Annotated in this window: 18 protein-coding genes; 12 read left to right on the plus strand and 6 right to left on the minus strand. The window is 57.1% G+C overall.

Annotated features, from left to right (window positions below; all coding sequences use genetic code 11):
- The first annotated feature begins 4 nt into the window (after nt 1–4).
- Nucleotides 5–1,429 (plus strand): lipid II flippase MurJ, encoded by a 1,425-nt coding sequence (locus tag AP059_RS07670; protein ID WP_059762710.1) that lies wholly within the window; start codon nt 5–7, stop codon nt 1,427–1,429.
- A complete protein-coding gene (locus tag AP059_RS07675) occupies nt 1,426–2,355 on the plus strand; it encodes a glycosyltransferase family 2 protein (protein ID WP_059762711.1) in 930 nt (309 codons plus the stop codon). The genes AP059_RS07670 and AP059_RS07675 overlap by 4 nt, the downstream gene beginning before the upstream one ends.
- A gap of 73 nt (nt 2,356–2,428) precedes the next feature.
- Here the strand turns inward: AP059_RS07675 and AP059_RS07680 are convergent, their stop codons facing one another.
- Together AP059_RS07680 and moaB are read right to left on the minus strand one after the other, a co-directional pair.
- Nucleotides 2,429–3,616 (minus strand): molybdopterin molybdotransferase MoeA, encoded by a 1,188-nt coding sequence (locus tag AP059_RS07680; RefSeq protein ID WP_059762800.1) that lies wholly within the window; start codon nt 3,614–3,616, stop codon nt 2,429–2,431.
- A 22-nt stretch (nt 3,617–3,638) separates the two neighbouring features.
- Nucleotides 3,639–4,178, minus strand: a complete 540-nt coding sequence (gene moaB / locus AP059_RS07685) for a molybdenum cofactor biosynthesis protein B (RefSeq protein WP_048365133.1) — start codon at nt 4,176–4,178, stop codon at nt 3,639–3,641.
- 79 nt (nt 4,179–4,257) lie between these two features.
- Here moaB and mobA point away from each other — a divergent pair, with 79 nt between their 5' ends.
- Nucleotides 4,258–4,836: a molybdenum cofactor guanylyltransferase MobA gene (mobA, locus tag AP059_RS07690; protein WP_059762712.1), complete on the plus strand. Its 579-nt coding sequence runs from the start codon at nt 4,258–4,260 to the stop codon at nt 4,834–4,836.
- A 94-nt stretch (nt 4,837–4,930) separates the two neighbouring features.
- Entirely contained in the window at nt 4,931–5,152 is a 222-nt protein-coding gene (locus AP059_RS07695; RefSeq protein ID WP_048365131.1) for a YgdI/YgdR family lipoprotein, read from the plus strand.
- A 62-nt stretch (nt 5,153–5,214) separates the two neighbouring features.
- Here the strand turns inward: AP059_RS07695 and AP059_RS07700 are convergent, their stop codons facing one another.
- The 3 genes from AP059_RS07700 to AP059_RS07710 form a co-directional block, all read right to left on the minus strand.
- Nucleotides 5,215–6,105: a pseudouridine synthase gene (locus AP059_RS07700; protein ID WP_059762713.1), complete on the minus strand. Its 891-nt coding sequence runs from the start codon at nt 6,103–6,105 to the stop codon at nt 5,215–5,217.
- A gap of 83 nt (nt 6,106–6,188) precedes the next feature.
- Complete coding sequence (locus tag AP059_RS07705; protein ID WP_059762714.1) at nt 6,189–6,425, minus strand: glutaredoxin family protein; 237 nt, start codon at nt 6,423–6,425, stop codon at nt 6,189–6,191.
- A gap of 77 nt (nt 6,426–6,502) precedes the next feature.
- Entirely contained in the window at nt 6,503–7,600 is a 1,098-nt protein-coding gene (locus tag AP059_RS07710; protein ID WP_059762715.1) for an acyltransferase family protein, read from the minus strand.
- A 176-nt stretch (nt 7,601–7,776) separates the two neighbouring features.
- Here AP059_RS07710 and AP059_RS07715 point away from each other — a divergent pair, with 176 nt between their 5' ends.
- From AP059_RS07715 to AP059_RS07730, 4 genes are all read left to right on the plus strand, one after another.
- Entirely contained in the window at nt 7,777–9,513 is a 1,737-nt protein-coding gene (locus AP059_RS07715; protein ID WP_059762716.1) for a cation:proton antiporter, read from the plus strand.
- A gap of 131 nt (nt 9,514–9,644) precedes the next feature.
- Nucleotides 9,645–9,959 carry a DUF883 family protein gene (locus AP059_RS07720; protein ID WP_059762717.1) on the plus strand — a complete coding sequence of 105 codons (315 nt, stop codon included), beginning with the start codon at nt 9,645–9,647 and terminating at the stop codon, nt 9,957–9,959.
- A gap of 1 nt (nt 9,960) precedes the next feature.
- Nucleotides 9,961–10,335 (plus strand): phage holin family protein, encoded by a 375-nt coding sequence (locus AP059_RS07725; protein ID WP_048365125.1) that lies wholly within the window; start codon nt 9,961–9,963, stop codon nt 10,333–10,335.
- Nucleotides 10,332–10,676, plus strand: coding sequence for a hypothetical protein (locus tag AP059_RS07730; RefSeq protein ID WP_059762718.1), 345 nt, complete (start codon nt 10,332–10,334; stop codon nt 10,674–10,676). The genes AP059_RS07725 and AP059_RS07730 overlap by 4 nt, the downstream gene beginning before the upstream one ends.
- A 13-nt stretch (nt 10,677–10,689) precedes the next feature.
- On the opposite strand, the gene AP059_RS22450 is transcribed toward AP059_RS07730, so the two are convergent.
- Nucleotides 10,690–10,863: a hypothetical protein gene (locus AP059_RS22450; protein ID WP_156425776.1), complete on the minus strand. Its 174-nt coding sequence runs from the start codon at nt 10,861–10,863 to the stop codon at nt 10,690–10,692.
- A 78-nt stretch (nt 10,864–10,941) separates the two neighbouring features.
- On the opposite strand from AP059_RS22450, the gene AP059_RS07735 reads away from it, so the two are divergent.
- The 4 genes from AP059_RS07735 (at nt 10,942) to AP059_RS07750 (ending at nt 19,946) form a co-directional block, all read left to right on the plus strand.
- On the plus strand, nt 10,942–12,273 hold the full coding sequence (locus AP059_RS07735) for a deoxyguanosinetriphosphate triphosphohydrolase (RefSeq protein ID WP_059762719.1): 1,332 nt from the start codon (nt 10,942–10,944) through the stop codon (nt 12,271–12,273).
- A 373-nt stretch (nt 12,274–12,646) separates the two neighbouring features.
- Complete coding sequence (locus AP059_RS07740; RefSeq protein ID WP_048365122.1) at nt 12,647–13,273, plus strand: response regulator transcription factor; 627 nt, start codon at nt 12,647–12,649, stop codon at nt 13,271–13,273.
- Between the two features lie 8 nt (nt 13,274–13,281).
- Nucleotides 13,282–16,896 (plus strand): transporter substrate-binding domain-containing protein, encoded by a 3,615-nt coding sequence (locus AP059_RS07745; protein WP_059762720.1) that lies wholly within the window; start codon nt 13,282–13,284, stop codon nt 16,894–16,896.
- Between the two features lie 95 nt (nt 16,897–16,991).
- Nucleotides 16,992–19,946, plus strand: coding sequence for an HD domain-containing phosphohydrolase (locus AP059_RS07750; RefSeq protein ID WP_059762721.1), 2,955 nt, complete (start codon nt 16,992–16,994; stop codon nt 19,944–19,946).
- The last annotated feature ends 1 nt before the right edge of the window (nt 19,947 follow it).

Here is a 19,947-nt window from a genome sequence, read left to right on the forward strand (position 1 = left end):
GGCCATGTTCGGCCCCACCTTGTGGCTCACCCTGGCAACGTTGACAGGCCTTGGCGCGGGGTTCGCACGCGAGTGGCTGCTGGTCGCTGCCTGGGGCGCGGGTGGGCGCAGCGACGGGTTTCTGGTGGCCATGTTTTTGCCCGAGGCGCTGCGCATGGCGTTGGCCGCAGGCTTGCTGAGTGCCGCCGCCCTGCCGCTGTATCAACAACGTTCGCGCACTGAGCAAAGTGCCTGGCTCAGCGCGCTGGCCCCGCGTTTATTGCTGTGCGGGTTACTGCTCAGTGGCATTTTGGGTTTGGGTTCACTGCTGTGGGTACGCCTGATCGGCCCCGGCCTCGACAGCCAGGGTTATGCGCTGGCGAGTGACAGCTTGCGGATTCTGGCGTGGTGCGCGCCGGGGTTCGTGCTGCACGGGCTGTTCTGTGTGCCTTTACAGGCCCGTTCAAGGTTTGTGCTGGCCGGGTTGGGGTCGCTGCTGTTCAACCTGCCGCCGGTGCTGTACCTGGCACTGCTCAAGCATGATGCCAGCGCCCAGGGTCTGGCCTGCGCCTGCGTGCTCGGCAGCCTGCTCATGCCCTCGGTGCTGTTATTGCCGCTGTACCGCGACGGCTGGAAGCCTTGGCACATCCAGTCCGCGCCCGGCGCCAGCCGCGAACTGTTGCAACGCATCGGTCCTTTATTAAGTAGCAATCTGGCGAGCCAGGGCCTGGCGTTGCTGGAGCGTATGGTCGCGTCACTGTTGGGCGAAGGTTCGGTGACCTGGATCAACCTGGCGCGCAAGCTGATCAACCTGCCGCTGATTGCCCTGATGAGTCTCAACCAAGTGTTGCTCGGTTTGATGAGTGGCAGCGCGGGCGAACAGCGCTTGGGGCTGCTGCGCAAAGGACTGGCCAGCGCCACCTTGCTGACCGTGCCCGCCGTCGCCGGGCTGATTGGCGCAGCAGGCGCATTGGTGCATTTGCTGCTGCCCAACCAGGCGGCGGACAGCCCCTTGCCCACCTTGCTGGCGTGGTTCTCGGTCCCGTTAATGTTTGGCGCCTGGAATGCCCTGCTCGCGCGTTATGCCTATGCCGCCGGGGACACGCGCATGCCGCTCAACTGCGAGCTGATCGGCAGCCTGCTCAATGCCCTATTGCTGGCCGTGCTGCCGTACTTTTTTGGGTTGATCGGCATCGCACTTGCCGCTGTTGGCGGGGTGATCCTTACGGGCCTGCTGCTGATGCGGCGCCAACAACTGTTTTCGGTCGTGCCGTGGCGCAGCCATTGGTTACTCGGGCTGGGCATGATGCTGTTGTCCGCCTTACTGCTGCACCCGCTGCACAATATCTGGCTGCAATTGGGCCTGAGCACGGCCTTCGGCGCGCTGCTGATGCTGGCGATGGCGATGTGGTTGCGCCCGTGGCGCCCTGATAAACCGGAGGTTCAATGACATCGCCCCTCAAGGTGGCCTGCATCATCCCGACCTATAACGGGCGCCATGAACTGGAGCGCCTGCTGGATTCGCTGGGGCGCCAGAGCGCTGAATTTGACACTTTTATCGTCGATTCCAGTTCGCGTGATGGCACGTTCGAGCTGGCCGGGTCGCGCTGCAAAAACGTGTTGCGCATCGACAGCAAAGACTTCAACCACGGCGGCACGCGGCAACTGATGGTTGAGCGCAACCCCGGCTACGATGTGTGCGTCTTCATGACCCAGGACGCCTACCTTGAAGACCCGGATGCACTGGCCGCGATTGTGCGCCCGTTTGCTGATCCTCAAGTAGGGGCCGTCTGCGGGCGGCAACTGCCGCATCTGGACGCCGTGCCCTTGGCGCAACACGCGCGGCAGTTCAACTACCCGCCCACGTCACAGGTCAAAACCCTCGCCGACGCGCCGCAACTGGGGCTCAAAACGGCGTTCATGTCCAACTCGTTTGCGGCCTATCGACGCGAGGCACTGCTGGCTGTCGGTGGCTTTGCGCAGCACGTAATACTGTCGGAAGACATGTACGTCACCGCCAAAATGCTGCTGGCGGGCTGGAGCGTGGTGTATGAGGGGCAGGCGTGCTGTCGCCACTCGCACAATTACACCCTCAAGGAAGAGTTTCGGCGCTACTTCGACATTGGGGTGTTTCAGGCGCGTGAGCCGTGGATACGGCAAGCGTTCGGCGGTGCCGGCGGTGAGGGGTTGCGCTATGTGAAATCCGAACTGACGTTTTTGGGGCCGCAACGGCTGCTGAGCTGGCCGGCTTCACTGGTGCGCAACGCCGTCAAACTGGGCGCTTACAAACTGGGGCAACAGGAACATCGCCTGCCCAATCACTGGAAGAAAAAACTCAGCATGAACCCACGCTATTGGGACGGGCCATTTGCGTGAGCTCTCGGCTGCGAGTCTTAAATACTCAAAAGACCGCAGCCTTCGCCAGCGCCTACGTGCGTTTGCGCGCGGGTCAGCCCAGCACTTCGCTCAGCGGGATAAAGGCGACCCCATCGCCTTCCACCAGCGTGCTGTCTTCCAGCACCTCTACCAGCCCTTCGGCCCATGCTGCACTGCGCAGTACACCCGAACTCTGGTTTTTGTAGATCACCGCCCGCCCTTGCTCCAGACGCCCGCGCAGGTATTCGCGGCGATTGCCGGGTTTGGGCCAGACAAAACCGGCAGGCACTTGAAACTTGAGTGGCTCCACCGCCTGCACACCCTGACGGCGCAATAAATAAGGGCGCGCCAGCAGCGCAAAGGTGACCAACGTCGACGCCGGATTACCCGGTAACCCAATCACCGGCACGCCGCGAAAATGCCCGCAGGTCAGCGGTTTGCCAGGTTTGATTGCCAGTTTCCACAGCGCCAGCTCACCCGCTTCGCGCAGGGCGATACCCAGGAAGTCGGCTTCACCCACCGAAACCCCACCGGTAGACAAAATCAGGTCCACCGCGCCCAGTTCTGCCAGGCGCTGACGGGTCGCAGGCAAGTCGTCCGGCAAGATGCCTGCATCCAGCACTTCGCACCCCAGACGGGTCAACCAACTGCACAGCAGCACGCGGTTGCTGTTGTAAATCTGCCCCGGCCCCAATGGCTGACCCGGCTCGATCAACTCATCCCCGGTGGACAACACGGCCACCTTGACCCGGCGAATCACCTCAAGCGTGGCGCAGCCCAATGACGCAGCCAAGCCTTGCTCAATCGGTCCCAAACGCGTGCCCGCCGGTAAAACCACTTCACCGACCGTGGTCTCCTGGCCTTGTGGCCGAATGTTTTGCCCTTCGCGCAGTGCCTGTGTGAACAGCACCCGTCCGTCGGCCTGCACCTGAGCGTTCTCTTGCATCTCGACGCAATTGGCGCCCGCAGGCACGGGTGCCCCGGTGAAGATCCGCGCGCACGTGCCGCAGGCCAAAGCCTCAGGCGCCTGACCGGCAAAGATGCGCTGGCTGACGCTCAAAGGCTCACCGCTCCAGTCGGCCAGGTTCAGCGCATACCCGTCCATTGCACTGTTGGGCCACGGCGGCAGGTCAAGGCTCGACACCAGGTCATGGGCCAGCACACGCCCCTCGCACAAGGCCAACGCCAGCACCTCGGTGTCGCGAATCGGCGCCGCTTCGGCCAGCGCCAGCAACCTTGCCAGCGCCACTTCAACGGGCATCAGCTCGCCCGTGCGGCCCGGCTTACCCACGGGTTGGGCAGGCCGCTGCCTGTTTTAAATGGGCCACGAAGTTACACGGGCGATGGCGCGAGTCCAGTTGCTCAGCCAAAATCCCGTCCCAACCCGTGCGCACGGCATTGGTCGAACCCGGCAGGCAGCACACCAGGGTGCCATTGGCCAACCCGGCCAGCGCGCGCGATTGAACCGTTGAGGTGCCGATATCGGCGAGCGAGATATGACGGAACAATTCGCCAAAGCCATCAACGTGTTTGTCCAGCAGGCAACCCACGGCTTCAGGCGTGCTGTCGCGGCCGGTAAAACCGGTGCCGCCGGTGATCAACACCACTTGCACTTGATCCTCAGCAATCCAGTGGGCGACTTGGGCGCGGATTTTGTAGAGATCATCCTTGAGCAACACCCGTGCCGCCAACTGATGGCCCGCTTCGCTCAGGCGGTCGACAAATACTTGGCCCGAGGTGTCGGTTTCAAGTGTGCGGGTATCGCTCACTGTCAGCACAGCGATGTTTAAAGGGACGAAAGGCGCATCAACCTTGGCTTTCATAGACGAGGTCCAGTTGTAGGAAGAACAGCCCGGTGTTATATCACAGCCCTTCTTTTGCCTGACTGCGCGGAGTCAATTCATGAGCCAGTTCCACTGTTCAATCTTGCTGCTGGCGGGCGGACGGGGCCAGCGTATGGGCGGGCAGGACAAAGGGTTATTGCGCTGGCAGGGCCAGCCCTTGATCAGCCATGCCCAGCGGGTGGCGCGGCCATTGACGGATGACTTGATCATTTCTTGCAACCGCAATCACGCGCACTACGCCGCCTATGCGGACCAGGTGGTCAATGATGGCAACGATGATTTTGACGGGCCGCTGGCCGGTATCCGCGCAGGGCTGGCCGTGGCTCGGCACTCACACCTGCTGGTGCTGCCGTGCGATGTGCCGCGCATCGACACCGACCTGATCCGCGCCCTGTTCGATACGGCGCGCCTGAACCTCGAGCAACCGGTGATGGTGCGCCACGGCGAACACTGGGAACCGCTGCTGTGCGTGATCCCCGTCGCACTCAAAAGCGCATTCGACACCGCGTGGCAAAACGGTCAGCGCAGCCCGCGCAACATCATGCTTGAGCTCAATGCACAGGCTTGCGCATGCGCGCAGAATGATCCCCGGCTGCTCAACGTCAACACCCCGGATTTACTCGAACAAAGCCAATAGCTATCCTTGCGCCACTAGCCAGGGAACTTGCAGACGATGTATACGTCTCAGGGACAGCTACCCATTACGTACATTCATTTGTTGGAGAAACACAATGACTCATCGGACTCTCGCCGCCCTCATGCTCACTGCTGGCCTGGCCGCCCTTGCTGGCTGTGCGTCGCCAACCGTGATCACTCTTAACGACGGTCGTGAAATCCAGGCAATTGACACGCCTAAGTACGATGAAGATTCGGGCTTCTACCAGTTCAAGCAATTGGACGGCAAAGAAACCCGTATCAACAAAGACCAGATTCGCACCGTTAAAGAGCTGTAAGGCTTATGCGTTAAAACAAAACCCGCCCCGTGCGGGTTTTGTTGTTTTGGCGGGCCACACGCTTACCACGCAAGATGGATGCGGCTTTCAAAGTAGCGTTCTTCACCGCTAACCGGGTCGATGAAACGCAACGCCTTGGCCAGCAGCTTCAAGGGCTTGGCGTAGTCATCCTCGGCATCCTTGATCACCTGCGGATAAAACGGGTCGTTGCAGATCCCCGCCCCCAACGCCGCCATGTGCACGCGCAACTGATGCTTTTTGCCGGTGACGGGGTACAGCGCATAACGCCACAGGTCACCGTTTTTCTCACTCACATCGACCAGGGTTTCAGTGTTGCTGTCGCCCGGCCCTTCCTGCATGCGAAAGAACGGTTCACCGTCTACCAAACGGCTTTTATGTACACGCGGCAGCTCCAGTTCAGGCAAGGCAGGCGCGATGGCTTCATAGCGTTTTTCGATTTTGCGTGTCGGAAACAGCAACTGGTAAGCGGAGCGTGTGGCCGGGTTGGCGGAAAACAACACCAACCCCGCCGTGTGCCGATCAATGCGGTGCAATGGCACCAAATTCGGATTGTCGAGCGTGCGAATCAGACGGCGCAACAGGGTTTGCTCGACGTATTCACCGGCCGGGGTCACTGGCAGAAAGTGGGGTTTGTCGGCCACCACCAAATGTTCATCGGCATAGAGAATGGTCTCTTGGACCGGGATCGGCGTTTCGTTGGGCACTTCACGAAAATAGTGAATACGCAGGCCTTCCTTGTAGGCCAACTGCGCACTGATCGGCGCGCCGTCCGCATCCAGCACACGACCGCGCGCCAGGCGATCAAGCCACTGCTCACGGCTGATCGCCTGAAAGTGTTCACACAAGCAGTCAAGCACTGTCAGCCACTTACCGGGCGGCAGGTAGAGGGTGCTGGCTTGGTGCTCGGCGGCGTTAAAGCGCTGGGTCGACATAAAAAACTCGGGCAGTAAAAAGCAGCCGGGGATTATCGCCCACCGGGCCTGTTCACGAAACCGTCTCAGGAGCAGCCCGTGGCCTAGATGAGGAAGCTCGCCACCTGTTCAGTCTCAAAAGGCCAGTCCAACTCTGCGCCTGTATCGACCCGGCGCAACACCGGGATGCGCAGGCCATAGGTTTGAACTTGCCCCTCGCACTCTGCGATATCGACCAGCGCAACCAACAAGCCCCCTTCGACAAGCGGCATTAACACAGCTTCTGCGACTTCGCACAGGTGGCAGCCAAGGGTGCCCAACAGTTCACATTCGGGGGACATAATTCACGACCTGAAAAATAGGCCGCCATTCTAGGAGCGTTGCCCTATGACGTCGACCCGCAGCCCAGGTACGCCTGTCATTTGGCCGAGTCGGGTTGGCCAGCCGCGCGTTTGACCGCAAAGGTGCGATTGCAAAACGCCGTGGCCCAATCCAGCACCGGCTTTTCGAAAAAACGGTACGCCAGCGCCCCGTAACAGATCACGGCACTCATCATCAGCAGCAGAAAAAACAGATTGTCCCACACGCTGTCAGGCCATGCGCCGATACGCTGCCACACATGCCCGATCACGCCCAACACCAGCAAGTGCGACAGGTAAATCGTGTAAGACATATCACCTGTAAAAATCAGAAACTGCGGCACACGAATCAACTTGCGCCGCTCCAGCAGGGCCAGCGAACCAATCAGCGCGCCAAAAATAACCCCCACCGACACCATGCGCAGCAAGCCTTCGGTGAAGAACAGCTTGAATACGTAGATCAACCCAAACCCGACGGTCAAAGCAGCCATCAAGGTTGCCCAGACCCAGGGCGTTGGCACCTTGACGCTGTGCTTACTGTAAAAAAACAGTGCCAGAGCGCTGCCCATGATGAATTCCAGCGCGTAAGGGTGGAGCATGATTTTCAACGCCGGATTGAAGTCTTGCCAGTTGGCCAACAGGTTGAACGAAATCAGCCCGCACGCCCACAACGCCAGCAATAGCGGCAGGTGTTTTTCTTTGAATAACAACAACCCCGTAAACACCAGGTAGAACCACAACTCAAATACCAGCGACCAGGCCACCATCACCAATAGCACTCGATCATTGGGCAGCAATAAAAACGACATCAAGAGATTGGAGCTGCCATGCGAGGTATTGACCACGCCCGGCAGCGCCAAAGTGACGCCCAGGGTGATAAAAAAATACAGCCAATAATTTGGGTAAATGCGCGACAGCCGATTAAAAGCAAAACGCTGGGTTTGCACCGCGCTCTGAAAGCGGCCACGGGTCACAATCACCATGACAAAGCCACTGATCACAAAAAAAAGATCAACCCCCAGCTGGAAGAAGTCGACCCACGCTGGCAATAAAAGATCACCACCCGAATACTTCGCCTCAACTGACGCCATGTGGAATAACACCACTCCCAAAACGGCAGCGCCTCTCAAGCCTTGCAGGGAATACAGACGTTCCATAACGCTCCTGACGACTACGCTTGTCCAACATCCAATTAAGTAGCTTGGCTGTGAGCATAGCGAAGGACCGTGATTTTGAAATGTTGGCGTTTAATCATGATGTGTGTCAGCGCAAGCCCCTTTGAATTACTGGAAGCTCGCGACTTTTTTTATTCAAACAGACAAGGAAGACCTGCGTGTTTGCCAATTTGTTAATCATCCTCGCCTCCTCACTGGTGGTGATCGCCTTTTTCAGGCGGTTAAAGCTGCCTCCAGTCCTGGGCTATTTGTGTGTCGGGCTGTTTGTCGGGCCTACCGCTCTGGACTGGATCAACGACAGCCCGAACCTGCCCGACCTGGCTGAATTGGGGGTGGTGTTTTTGCTGTTTTCATTAGGGTTGGAGTTTTCGCTGCCCAAAATGCTGGCGCTGCGCAGGGTGGTCTTTGGCCTGGGTAGCCTGCAAGTACTGTGCACCTCGCTGGTGTTGGGGAGCCTGCTGTACGCGTTTGGCATGAGCCTCAATGCCGCCTTTTTACTCGGCGCCGGGCTGGCGCTGTCGTCCACGGCCATCGTCAGTAAAGAGCTGACCAGCCTCGGTGAAATTTTCAGTCGTCATGGCCAAAACGCGATTGGCGTGCTGCTGTTCCAAGACGTGGTGGCGGTGCTTTTACTGACATTAGTGCCTGTGTTCGCAGGCAGCAGCGAGCAAGCCTGGTACTGGGCGTTACCCATCACCTTGGGCAAAACCGTGATCCTGTTTGTCGGCTTGCTATTGGCCAGCCGCTTCCTGTTACCGCGCCTGTTCCACGAAGTAGCCGCCTCGCGCTCCGCCGAACTGTTTGTGTTGCTGGCACTGGTCATCGTGCTGCTCACGGCATGGCTCACCCATTTATTGGGTTTGTCGCCCGCACTGGGCGCATTTTTGGCTGGCATGCTGCTGGGTGAAAGCCATTACCGCCATCAGATCGAAGCGGATATCCGCCCGTTCCGCGACATCTTGCTGGGGCTGTTCTTCGTCAGCATCGGCATGCTCATCGACCTTCAACTGTTTGTGCATGACGGCTTTTTGATTCTGGGCCTGACCTTGGCCTTGCTCTTGATCAAAGGGGGCGTGGTCGCTGCGCTGGTCAAGTTGCGCGGCAGCGATGGTGAAACGGCCTGGCGCAGTGGCCTGGCCCTGGCGCAGGGAGGCGAGTTCTGTTTTGCACTGATGGCACAAATGCAAATCAACTCGTTGATCCCGCCCCAGATTGCCAGCTACCTGTTGGCCGCGACCTTCTGCTCGATGTTGTTGACGCCACTTTTACTGCGCGCTGCACCGCAGATCGCCGCCAGCTTGCACCGCAAGTCCAACGAAGAAGCCGAGCTTGAAGAAATCGCCGCGCAGAACGCTGAACTGCACGGCCACGTGGTGATGTGCGGTTATGGGCGGGTGGGTCAGTCCATTGGCCGTTTCTTGCGCAGTGAGCATCATGATTTTGTGGCTTTGGACTACGACCCGGATCGCATTCAAGAAGCCGCCAAAGTCGACAGCTGCGTGCATTACGGCGACGCCCGCCGTGGTGATCTGTTGCGCGCTGTCGGCCTTGACCGGGCGCGCCTGCTGGTCATCGCCGTAGACAACACTGAGGTGGCCATGTGCGTGCTCAAAGAGGCTCGCCTGATCACACTTGATGTGCCGGTACTGGTCAGAACCCGTGACGACAGCCAACTGGCTGAACTGAAGGCTGCCGGGGCGACCGAAGTGGTACCGGAACTGCTGGAATCCAGCCTGATGCTGGCCTCTCATGCCTTGATTCTGCTTGGCCTTTCGGAAAAAACCGTGCGCCATCGAGTGGATGAAGTGCGGCATAACCGTTATCACTTGCTGGAAGGCTGCATTGAAAACCCTGATGCACGCGAGAATCAGGGGTTCACCCGCGAAAATGAATAATTTAAGGTAAGGTTTTTCTCTGATTGAAGGTCAACGCCTCTAACGCCTGCGTCAGCAAGTGAGAGAAATGCAGTGAACCTTCAATCAATGCCTACACTCGAACCATCATCAAGCCACTTACGGAGATTCACATGGCCCGCACTACAGCAAAGAATGCTCAAGAGATATTGATGGCTGACTTCCAGGCGCTGGTTGCAGACACCGAAAGACTGCTGGAGCACACCGCGTCCCTGGCGGGTGATCAAGCCGAAGAGCTGCGTGCCCAAATCAAGGACAGCCTGCTCAAGGCCCGCGAGTCGCTGGATGAAACCAAAGAGACCCTGCAACAGCGTGGGCAGGCAGCCGTCGTGGCGACCGAAGACTACGTTCAGGCAAACCCGTGGCAGTCGGTTGGCATTGCCGCCGGCGTCGGCTTTTTGATTGGCCTGCTGGCTACGCGGCGCTGATATGACAGAAGAATCCGGCTCCCCTCGTTCCTCACCGCGGCGCCTGGGTGCCGCGTTTCTGGGCCTGCTGCACAGCCATGTCGAGTTATTGGGCATCGAGTTGCAAGAACAGAAGGCACGGACTGTCAGCCTGTTACTGTTTGCCGGGCTGGCCTTGGTGTTTGGCCTGTTATTGCTGATCGGGCTGTCGGCGCTGGTGCTGATTCTGGTCTGGGACAGTTATCGCCTGACCGGCATCATCGGCCTGTGTGTGTTTTATACGTTAGCGGCGATTTTCTGCGGCCTTCGTCTTAAAGCAGCGGTGTTCGATGAATCCTCTCCTTTCAATGCCACGCTCGAAGAGCTGGCCAAAGACCGCGAGCGTTTATTGCCATGAGCAGCCTGCCTGAAATGCCGCAAAAAGCGTCACGGCGCGAGATGCGTAAAGTGTTGATTCGCTTGCGCATGGAAATGCATCGCCAGGAAATTCGCCATGAAACCCAGCAGTTGCTCCAGCCTTTGCAAAAAATGCGCGGGATGACCAGCAACTGGCAAGAAAGCCTGGGGATCAAGCATGCGCCGTTGTGGGGCGTAGGCGCTGTCACCCTGTTGGGCTTTTTGACCGGTAAGGGCGCACGTTCCAAAGGCAGCGGTCGCATGTCGCGCCTGATCGGGCTGACGACCGGTCTGCTGCCACTGATCAAACTGGTCATCCAGGGCTCCGCGCGCAAGCCTTGAGGCGATGATTGCATCACCCGTTGCACCTGACTGTGTAACGGTTGATGAGTAACACGAGGCGACGTTCGTCAGCGCAGCCATCGTAGAACCATCGAACCCGGTGCGTCAGACACACCTTAGCCACCGGGTGTGCGGCCGCTTCGCGCTCAATCGCAGCCTCGTGACTCGACAGTGAACGCAGGTTCATGTCCCCACCTGATCCAACTTGCACGCTCGCGCGTGACGCGAGAAGCTGCGAGCACAGTCACTGACGGAGCACTGCGCCTTGGATTGGCAAACTCTACTTAATCGCGAACGCCTCGGAAAACCTCACCACAGTCCTGAAGAGCTGGGACGCAGCCCTTTTCATAAAGACCATGACCGAATCATCTTTTCAGGTGCTTTTCGCCGTCTGGGCCGTAAAACCCAAGTTCACCCCGTCAATAGCAATGACCATATCCACACCCGCCTGACCCACTCCCTTGAAGTCAGCTGTGTGGGCCGCTCATTGGGCATGCGCGTGGGGGAGACGCTTCGCAGCGCCCTGCCCGACTGGTGTGACCCCGGTGATTTGGGCATGGTTGTACAGTCGGCCTGTCTGGCCCATGACATTGGCAACCCGCCCTTCGGGCATTCGGGTGAAGACGCTATCCGTAACTGGTTTCAACAGGCCGCAGACCGTGGCTGGCTCGATGATATGAGTGATGTCGAGCGCACTGACTTCCTGAGCTTTGAAGGCAATGCCCAAGGATTCAGGGTGCTCACGCAGCTGGAATACCATCAGTTTGATGGCGGCACCCGCCTGACCCATGCCACCCTGGGTACGTTCCTCAAATACCCCTGGACGGCGCGCCATGCCGATTCGCAAGGTTACAAAAAGCACAAGTTCGGTTGCTATCAGAGTGAACTGCATCTGCTCGAAGGGATCGCCCACAAACTGGGCTTGCCGCAACTCGAAGAAGAACGCTGGGCACGCCATCCTCTGGTGTATCTGATGGAGGCGGCGGACGACATCTGCTATGCACTCATTGACCTTGAGGACGGCCTGGAGATGGACTTGCTGGGATACCGCGAAGTCGAATCCCTGCTGCTGGGACTGGTGGGTGATGACTTGCCTGAAACCTATCGTTTGCTGGGCCCTCAAGATTCCGAGCGACGCAAATTGGCCATTCTGCGTGGCAAAGCCATCGAGCATTTGACCAATGCCGCTGCGCTCGCCTTTGTCGAGCAACAACAAGCACTGCTCAACGGCACGCTACCCGGGGACTTGGTCGAGCATATGCATGGCCCGGCAAAACGTTGCGTGCTGGATGCAAAAGACATGGCCCGCAAAAAAATCTTCCAGGACAAGCGCAAAACCCTTCACGAAATCGGCGCGTACACCACGCTGGAAATTCTCCTGAATGCCTTTTGCGGCGCTGTACTTGAGCAACATGGCGGGCGCACGCCTTCGTTCAAAAGCCGGCGCATTCTGGATTTGCTGGGCAATAGCGCGCCTGACCCTTACTGGCCATTACACCGTTCGTTTATGCGCGTCATCGACTTCATTGCAGGCATGACAGACAGCTATGCCACCGAGATGGCCAGAGAAATGACTGGCCGCTCAAGTCCGGCTTGAATTTAAGTCTCGGTCCTAACAGGGCTGGCCTGAATCCTACAGGCTAGCCCTACAACCACTGCTCGGAAACACCTATGCACACACTCTTAATTAAACGTCATTAAACAAGCACAAGTAGCAAACACCAAAAACGCGTGTAGTACTTTTCCCAACCCAAACTAAACACTCCATTCAACAGCACAAACCAAACACTAAAAAAACACTCTATCCCTCATTACCTTTCCACTCACAACGTTAACAAATCGTGCTCTCGCGCCTTAATTTCCGTAGGATTTTTCCCATACTACGTTTGTAGGCCCGCAGGTTCGTGTGCCCGCTCATATAACTGAGCTATGGTGCGCGCTTTCTATACCGTGCTTAACAGGAATTAATTATGACCACCGTCTTTATAGTTGACGATCATCCGGTTATCCGACTGGCAATTCGTATGTTGTTAGAACATGAAGGTTATGAAATAGTCGGCGAAACCGACAATGGCGTCGACGCAATGCAAATGGTGCGTGAATGCGTGCCCGATTTGATCATTCTCGACATCAGCATCCCTAAACTCGACGGACTGGAAGTGCTCGCACGCTTCAACGCCATGAATTCAACCCTTAAAACATTGGTCCTGACCGCCCAGTCCCCTACCCTGTTTGCCATGCGCTGCATGCAATCCGGTGCGGCGGGGTATGTGTGCAAACAGGAAGAACTGAGTGAACTTGTCAGCGCAATAAAAGCCGTATTCTCTGGCTACAATTATTTCCCCAGTCAAGCCTTGACTCCTGAGCGACACGAGGATGGCGACTGTTCAGAAATCGAGTTATTCAAATTAGTGAATGACCGCGAACTCATGGTTCTACAGCTTTTCGCACAAGGCAAAACAAACAAAGAAATCGCCAAAGGGATGTTCTTGAGTAATAAAACAGTGAGCACTTACAAAAAAAGACTCATGCAAAAATTAAAAGCAAACTCATTGGTTGATCTTATCGAACTGGCTAAACGCAATTCTTTAGTGTGAGAAACACGATGCCCACGCGGTTACTACATCCTTTATCACTGATCACCGGCTTACTTCTATGCTGGTCCATGCTGGCTCACGCCACCGGCAGTGACAACTACCCATTGCTGAGCCGCTCGGGCATCTCTTACCTGGAAGCCCCGCTCGATAAGAAACAGCGCAAATGGCTTCAGGAAAAACGCGTATTGCGGGTGGGCATTTCTTCTCCGGACTATCCCCCTTTTGACATGACGACCAGCGGCCAGGATTACGAAGGTTTCACTGCCGACTACATCGGCCTTCTGGCCCAGGCACTCAACGTATCGATCAACGTTCAGCGCTTTGCAACAAGAGACGACGTTATCCAGGCCCTGGAGCAAGGCAACATTGATTTGCTCGGTACCTCGAATGGTTACGAAGCCGCCAATCAGAACCTGCTGCTTTCAACTCCCTACGCCGTTGACCAGCCTGTTCTTGTAACCCGCGAAGGAGAAACCCGCTCCTTGACCCAAGGCCTGGAAGGCTTGCGCTTGAGCATGGTTTACCACTACCTGCCACTCGATGAGGTCAAAAGGCTTTATCCAAAGGCCATCATTCAGTCATACCCTTCGTACCAAAATGCAATAAACGCGGTGGCATTTGATCAGGCCGATGTGTTTCTGGGCGATACGCTCTCCACGCATTACATGATCAACAAGGGCTATTTGAAGAACATTAAAATGGCCAATTTCAGCAAGCATGAAGCCTATGGCTTCAGCTTTGCTGTTCGTCGTGATAACCACGTCCTGCTGGACATCCTCAATTCCACGCTTGAGGCCATCCCCAACAACGAGCGCCAAAACATCGCCAAACGCTGGAGCGCTGGCAGCGACATATTGCTGACTGACCAAAAGCTCCAACTGACCGAACGTGAACAGCGCTGGCTGGCTAAACATGCCGTGGTCAAGGTCGTGGTTAACGAAACGCTGGCGCCGCTGAGCTTTTTTGATGCCGAGGGTAATTTTCGCGGTATTACCGCAGACCTGCTGGAAATGATTCGCCTGCGCACCGGGTTGCGGTTCGAGATCCAGCGTACCCGCAGCCTGAGCCACATGATCGACATGATTCAGCGACATGAGACCGACATTATTTCGGTGATCAGCCCATCGGTATCGCGCGAGAACAAACTCAATTTCAGTCGTCCCTATCTCGAAAACTCATTTGTCCTGCTGACTGCAAAAGGCATCCAGCACCCCGCCAACCTGGAACAGCTGGCCGGCAAACGCCTGGCGTTGACCCTGGGTAACCCGCTAACCGGCTATCTTCGCAAAGCATTCCCAGACATCACGCTCGTCGAAACCGACGATATCTATCAAGCGACGCAATTGTTGTCAGAGGGCAAAGTACAAGGGGCTGTGAATACCCTGGTCATTGCCAATTACTTGCTGGCGTCTCAACTGTTTCAGGACCGCCTGCAAATCAGCGCTACGATTGGCACCCAGCCTGCCACCTTTTCCCTGGCCACAGCCCGCGATGCCAGCGAACTAAGCTCGATCCTCGACAAAGCACTGCTCAGCATTGCCCCGGATGAGTTGGGCATTATCAACAGCCGCTGGCGCGGTTATGTGCCCGCCTCGGATAGCTACTGGCGCAATTATCATCGCCTGATTTACCAGGTCATCATCGGGACCACGCTTTTGCTGCTGCTGTCATTGGTCTGGAACGCTTACATGCGCCGCCAGATACAGCAGCGAAAACAGGCTGAGCGCGCCCTCAGCGATCAGTTCGAATTTATGCGCGCAATGGTCAATGAAACACCTCACCCCATTTATGTGCGAGATCGCCAGGGCATTCTGCAAACCTGTAATGACAGTTATCTGGAAGCGTTTTGCGCCAAGCGCGAAGAAGTCATCGGCAAAACGGTCATACAAACTCGCAGTGCCATCAGTAATGAACACGAAGCCCGGGACTTTCAGGCTGACTATTTGCGCGTTATACGCGAAGGCACGCCACTGATCATGGATCGCCAATTGCACATCGGCGATCAGATCATGACCATTTACCACTGGATTCTTCCCTACAGAGATTCGCTGGGTGAGGTGCAAGGCATCATCGGTGGCTGGATCGACATCAGTGACCGCCGTCAATTGATGGACAAACTGCGCTCCGCCAAAGAGCTGGCTGATGAGGCCAACCGCGCCAAAAGTACGTTCCTGGCAACAATGAGCCATGAAATCCGCACCCCCATGAATGCGGTTATAGGCTTGCTGGAACTCACGTTGAAACGAGCGGATAAAGGCCAGCTCGATCGACCATCAATTGAGGTGGCGTACAACTCTGCCAAAGACTTGCTGGAGTTGATTGGCGATATTCTTGATATCGCCAGAATCGAGTCGGGCCGGCTGAACCTGTCAGCTGAGCGCGTCAACTTGCGCGAATTGGCCAGCTCCGTGATTCGGGTGTTCGACGGTTTGGCACGGCAAAAAAAGCTGGCCCTGTCGCTGATTTTCACCCCGGGGCATGACGCTCCGGATGTACTGGTCGACCCCCTGCGTTTTAAACAAATCCTCACCAACCTGATCAGCAATGCCATCAAGTTCACAGATCGCGGTCATGTGACGCTGGCATTGAACCTGCTCCCGACAGACACCCCGGATCTGGTTCAGGTGCAGCTCAGCGTGCAAGACACAGGCATTGGTATCAGCAGCAGCGATCAGGCGCGCCTGTTTGAACCTTTTTCACAAGTAGAAAACAGCGGCCAGCTCGCCCTGGGGGGCGCAGGACTCGGGCTGGTGATTTGCAAAAGCCTGTGCGAAATGATGGGCGGCACCCTGACGCTGAGCAGCCAACCCACGGTGGGCACACTGGTTCAGGTCACCCTGAAAGTACCGTCTCTGGCACCCAGCCTGAGTCAGACCGCAAAAGAGCCGGAGATCACCCACAGCACACGGACGCTCAATGTCCTGGTTGTGGACGATCACCCGGCTAATCGCTTGTTGATGTGTCAGCAATTGGGCTTTTTAGGCCATGTGTACACCACGGCGCAAAACGGTGCCGCCGGGCTTGAACTCTGGAAGCAAGGGGGGTTCGACGTGGTCATTGCTGATTGCAATATGCCCGTCATGAATGGCTATGACTTGACCCGCGCGATTCGACATATCGAACACGTTGACCAGCGAGTACCGTGCACGATCCTGGGGTTCACCGCCAACGCCCAACCAGAGGAGCGTCTCAACTGCCAACAGGCAGGCATGGACGACTGCATGTTCAAGCCCATCAGCCTCACATTGCTCTGCAAGCGTCTGAACGAACTCAAGCCTGTCTACGCCGAAGTCGCATTCAATGTTGAAAGCCTTTATGCGCTGTCAGGTGCAGACCCCATCAGGATCAAGCGATTGCTCGAAGAGCTGTTACGCAGCAACCGGGCTGACCTTGAGGCGCTGCGCATACTGCGCGCAGACGAAGGACGGGAGGGTTTAACTGACTTGGCCCACAGAATTAAAGGCGCCGCACGTATTGTCGGGGCCGTGAAATTGATTGAGCGGTGTGAAGCGCTGGAAACGGCCAGCCCCGACACCTTGCAACACGCCTGTGATGAGGTCAGGCATGCCATGGCGTCACTGGAGCAAACGCTGCTCAATGAACTGGCCAAGCTTGCCGAATAACCAAGGAGTCACCCTGCACAAAAAAAGGCGCTCGTGAGCCTGGCCTAACTATGCTTACAGGGACCAGCGCACTCCTATCGGCGGGGACACCTTGTATGCCCAAGACTGCGTCAGCTAAAAAGCGCCAATTTCCCCTGCATGTCCATATCAGCGTGATGTTCACGCTGTTGCTGGTATTGCTGGGTGTGGCCTTGGGAATTTTTAACTATGTGCAAGCCACACGGATCATTCTCAACAGCAGCCAGCAGGTGTTCAGCCAGATAGAACAGGATGTGCAGCAAGACTTGCTGCACACCTACCAGCCAATACGCCAGGCGCTGAACCTGCTTTCACTCGGTACCGATGGCACTACCGATCGATTCGAAAGCCGGATGGCATTGTTGAAACCGTTTGTACAAACACTCAATGACAACCCGGCACTCGCCGCCCTTTATCTGGGGGACAACCAAGGGAACTTCTTTCTGGTTCGCCCTTTACGTAATCAAGCAACCAAGAACCGCCTGAAAGCACCGCAACAAGCCATGTATCAGGTCTGGAGCATTCAACGGTCGGGGCTACTGAGCGAGGTTGAGTCGAAAATTCTATTTTTTGATGAGTCCCTGTCGCTGCTTGAACAACGCAATAAAGCCGATGAAACCTACGACCCACGTGCCCGCAGCTGGTTTATTCCGGCGCGGGGTATCACCGACCAACTCACCACCAGCCCGTATTTGTTTTTCTCGACACGCGAGGTGGGCACTACATTATCCCGTCGCAGTTCGGCCAAAGCGGTGATCGGAGCAGACCTCACGCTTTCTCAACTTTCCACCACGCTGGCCCGGCACAAGGTCACGCCCGGCACAGAAATCGCGTTATTTGATGACACAGGCCAGGCCGTTGCTTACCCGGATTACCAGCCGTCACTGGCCGACCCTGAGTCCACTCACCTGTCTCGCGTCGAACAACTTAGCCCCGCATTCGCAGCCTTAACCCGCCATGGCATCGACCCCGACCATCGCCTCAAGGCTGATCAACGCCAGTGGATCGTCTCCCAAGCCAGGCTGACCGATGGTGGGCTGAACGGCTTGCATCTGGCCCTGATGGTTCCTGAAGACGAACTGCTGGGCGATGCTTATCAACTGCGTTGGGAAGGCGCCATTGTCACCCTGGCGATCCTGCTGCTGTGCCTGCCCTTAGGCTGGTTAATCTCTCGATTGTTGGTCAAACCCCTGCGTGCCCTGGTGCAAGAAGCCGAAGCGATACGGCGTTTTGACTTCAATTACCCCGCGATACAGCACTCACCGGTGCTTGAAATCGACCAATTGGCTGCCTCCATGCGCCGCATGAAAGAGACCTTGGCCAGTTTTTTTGAGATCACCGCCAGCCTGTCAGCGCACACCCGTTTCGAACCGCTGCTGCAATCGGTGGTGCGCGAAACCATGAAGATTGCCCAGGCGCAGGCCGGGCTGATTTATCTGACCGAAAGTGAGGGGCCTCATTTCGCCCTCAAAGGGTTGATCATTAACGATCAACCCCGCGACTTGAGCACATTGACTCACCCCGCGCTGAATGCTCAGGAGCGCGAATATCCGCCCTGGTTGCGTACACTGCATGAAGGCAACGACAGCGTGGTGTGCACCCTCAGCCATGCACAGGCCGGTGACTTGCAACCCGTGATGCAGGCGTTCGACAGCCAAAGCGTGCACCTGATCGGGATTCGTCTGCACAACCGTCATGGCGAGACCGTGGGCATCCTGGTGTTATTACTCAACAACAGCGGTTCGCGTGAAGACCAGGAGCACCTGCGCGCCGACCGTATTGCCTTCATCAAGGCCGTCTCGGGCGCGGCGGCGGTTTCTATTGAAAGCCAGCGCCTGCAAGCGCGACAAAAGCAGCTGCTGGACGCCTTCATCCAATTGCTGGCCGGGGCGATTGACGCCAAAAGCCCTTACACCGGCAGTCATTGCCAGCGCGTGCCCGCCCTGACCTTGATGCTGGCCCAGGCGGCTGCCGCCAGCCAACACACCGCATTTGCGCACTATCAACCCACCGATGAAGAGTGGGAAGCGCTGCACATCGCGTCCTGGCTGCATGATTGCGGCAAGGTCACCACGCCAGAATACGTGGTCGACAAAGCCACCAAACTTGAAACCCTGTACGACCGGATCCACGAAATACGCACCCGTTTCGAGGTTCTCAAGCGCGATGCCTGGGTCAGCTATTGGCAGGGCAAGGCTTTGGGTGCAGACGAGAAGCAACTGGCTCAAGCCCGTGACGCCAGCCTGGGCGCACTGGACGATGACTTTGCCTTTGTTGCCCGCAGCAATCTTGGCAGCGAAGCCATGGCCGAGGCCGACCTGGAACGCTTAAAGACGATTGCCCTGCGCACCTGGACCCGCACGCTAGATGATCGGCTGGGCGTGTCATGGGAAGAAAACAAACGCCAGGCAACCCGAACGGAGCAAGCCTTACCGGTGACCGAGTCACTGTTGGCCGACAAGCCGGAACACCTGTTCGTACGCAACGAGGCCGAATGCATGGAGCCGGACAATATATGGGGCTTTCAACTGGACGTGCCTGCGTACAAGTTCAATCGCGGCGAGCTGTACAACCTGAGCATTACTCGGGGCACCCTGACCCGCGAAGAGCGTTACATCATCAATAACCACATCGTGCAAACCATCCTCATGCTCAAGCACCTGCCCTTCCCCAGCTACTTGGGCAACATTGCTGAAATAGCGGGCGGGCATCATGAAAAAATGGACGGCACCGGTTATCCGAAACGGCTGAAACGCGAAGAGATGAGCCTGGCGGCACGCATGATGGCGATTGCCGATATTTTTGAGGCGTTAACCGCGTCCGACCGACCGTACAAACGCGGTAAAACCCTGAGTGAAGCGCTGAGCATCATGGCAGCCATGTGCCACGATGCTCATATTGACCCGCAATTGTTCGCGCTGTTTATGCACGAGCAGATCTATATGCAGTATGCCCAGCGCTTTCTGGCGCCTGAGCAGGTCGACAGCGTGGAAGTCGACGTGCTGCTACGCAAGGCCGGGCTGGGCCCATAGG

Origin of the sequence: Pseudomonas sp. TAA207 (assembly GCF_001529285.1) — a bacterium.
Lineage (GTDB): Bacteria > Pseudomonadota > Gammaproteobacteria > Pseudomonadales > Pseudomonadaceae > Aquipseudomonas > Aquipseudomonas weihenstephanensis.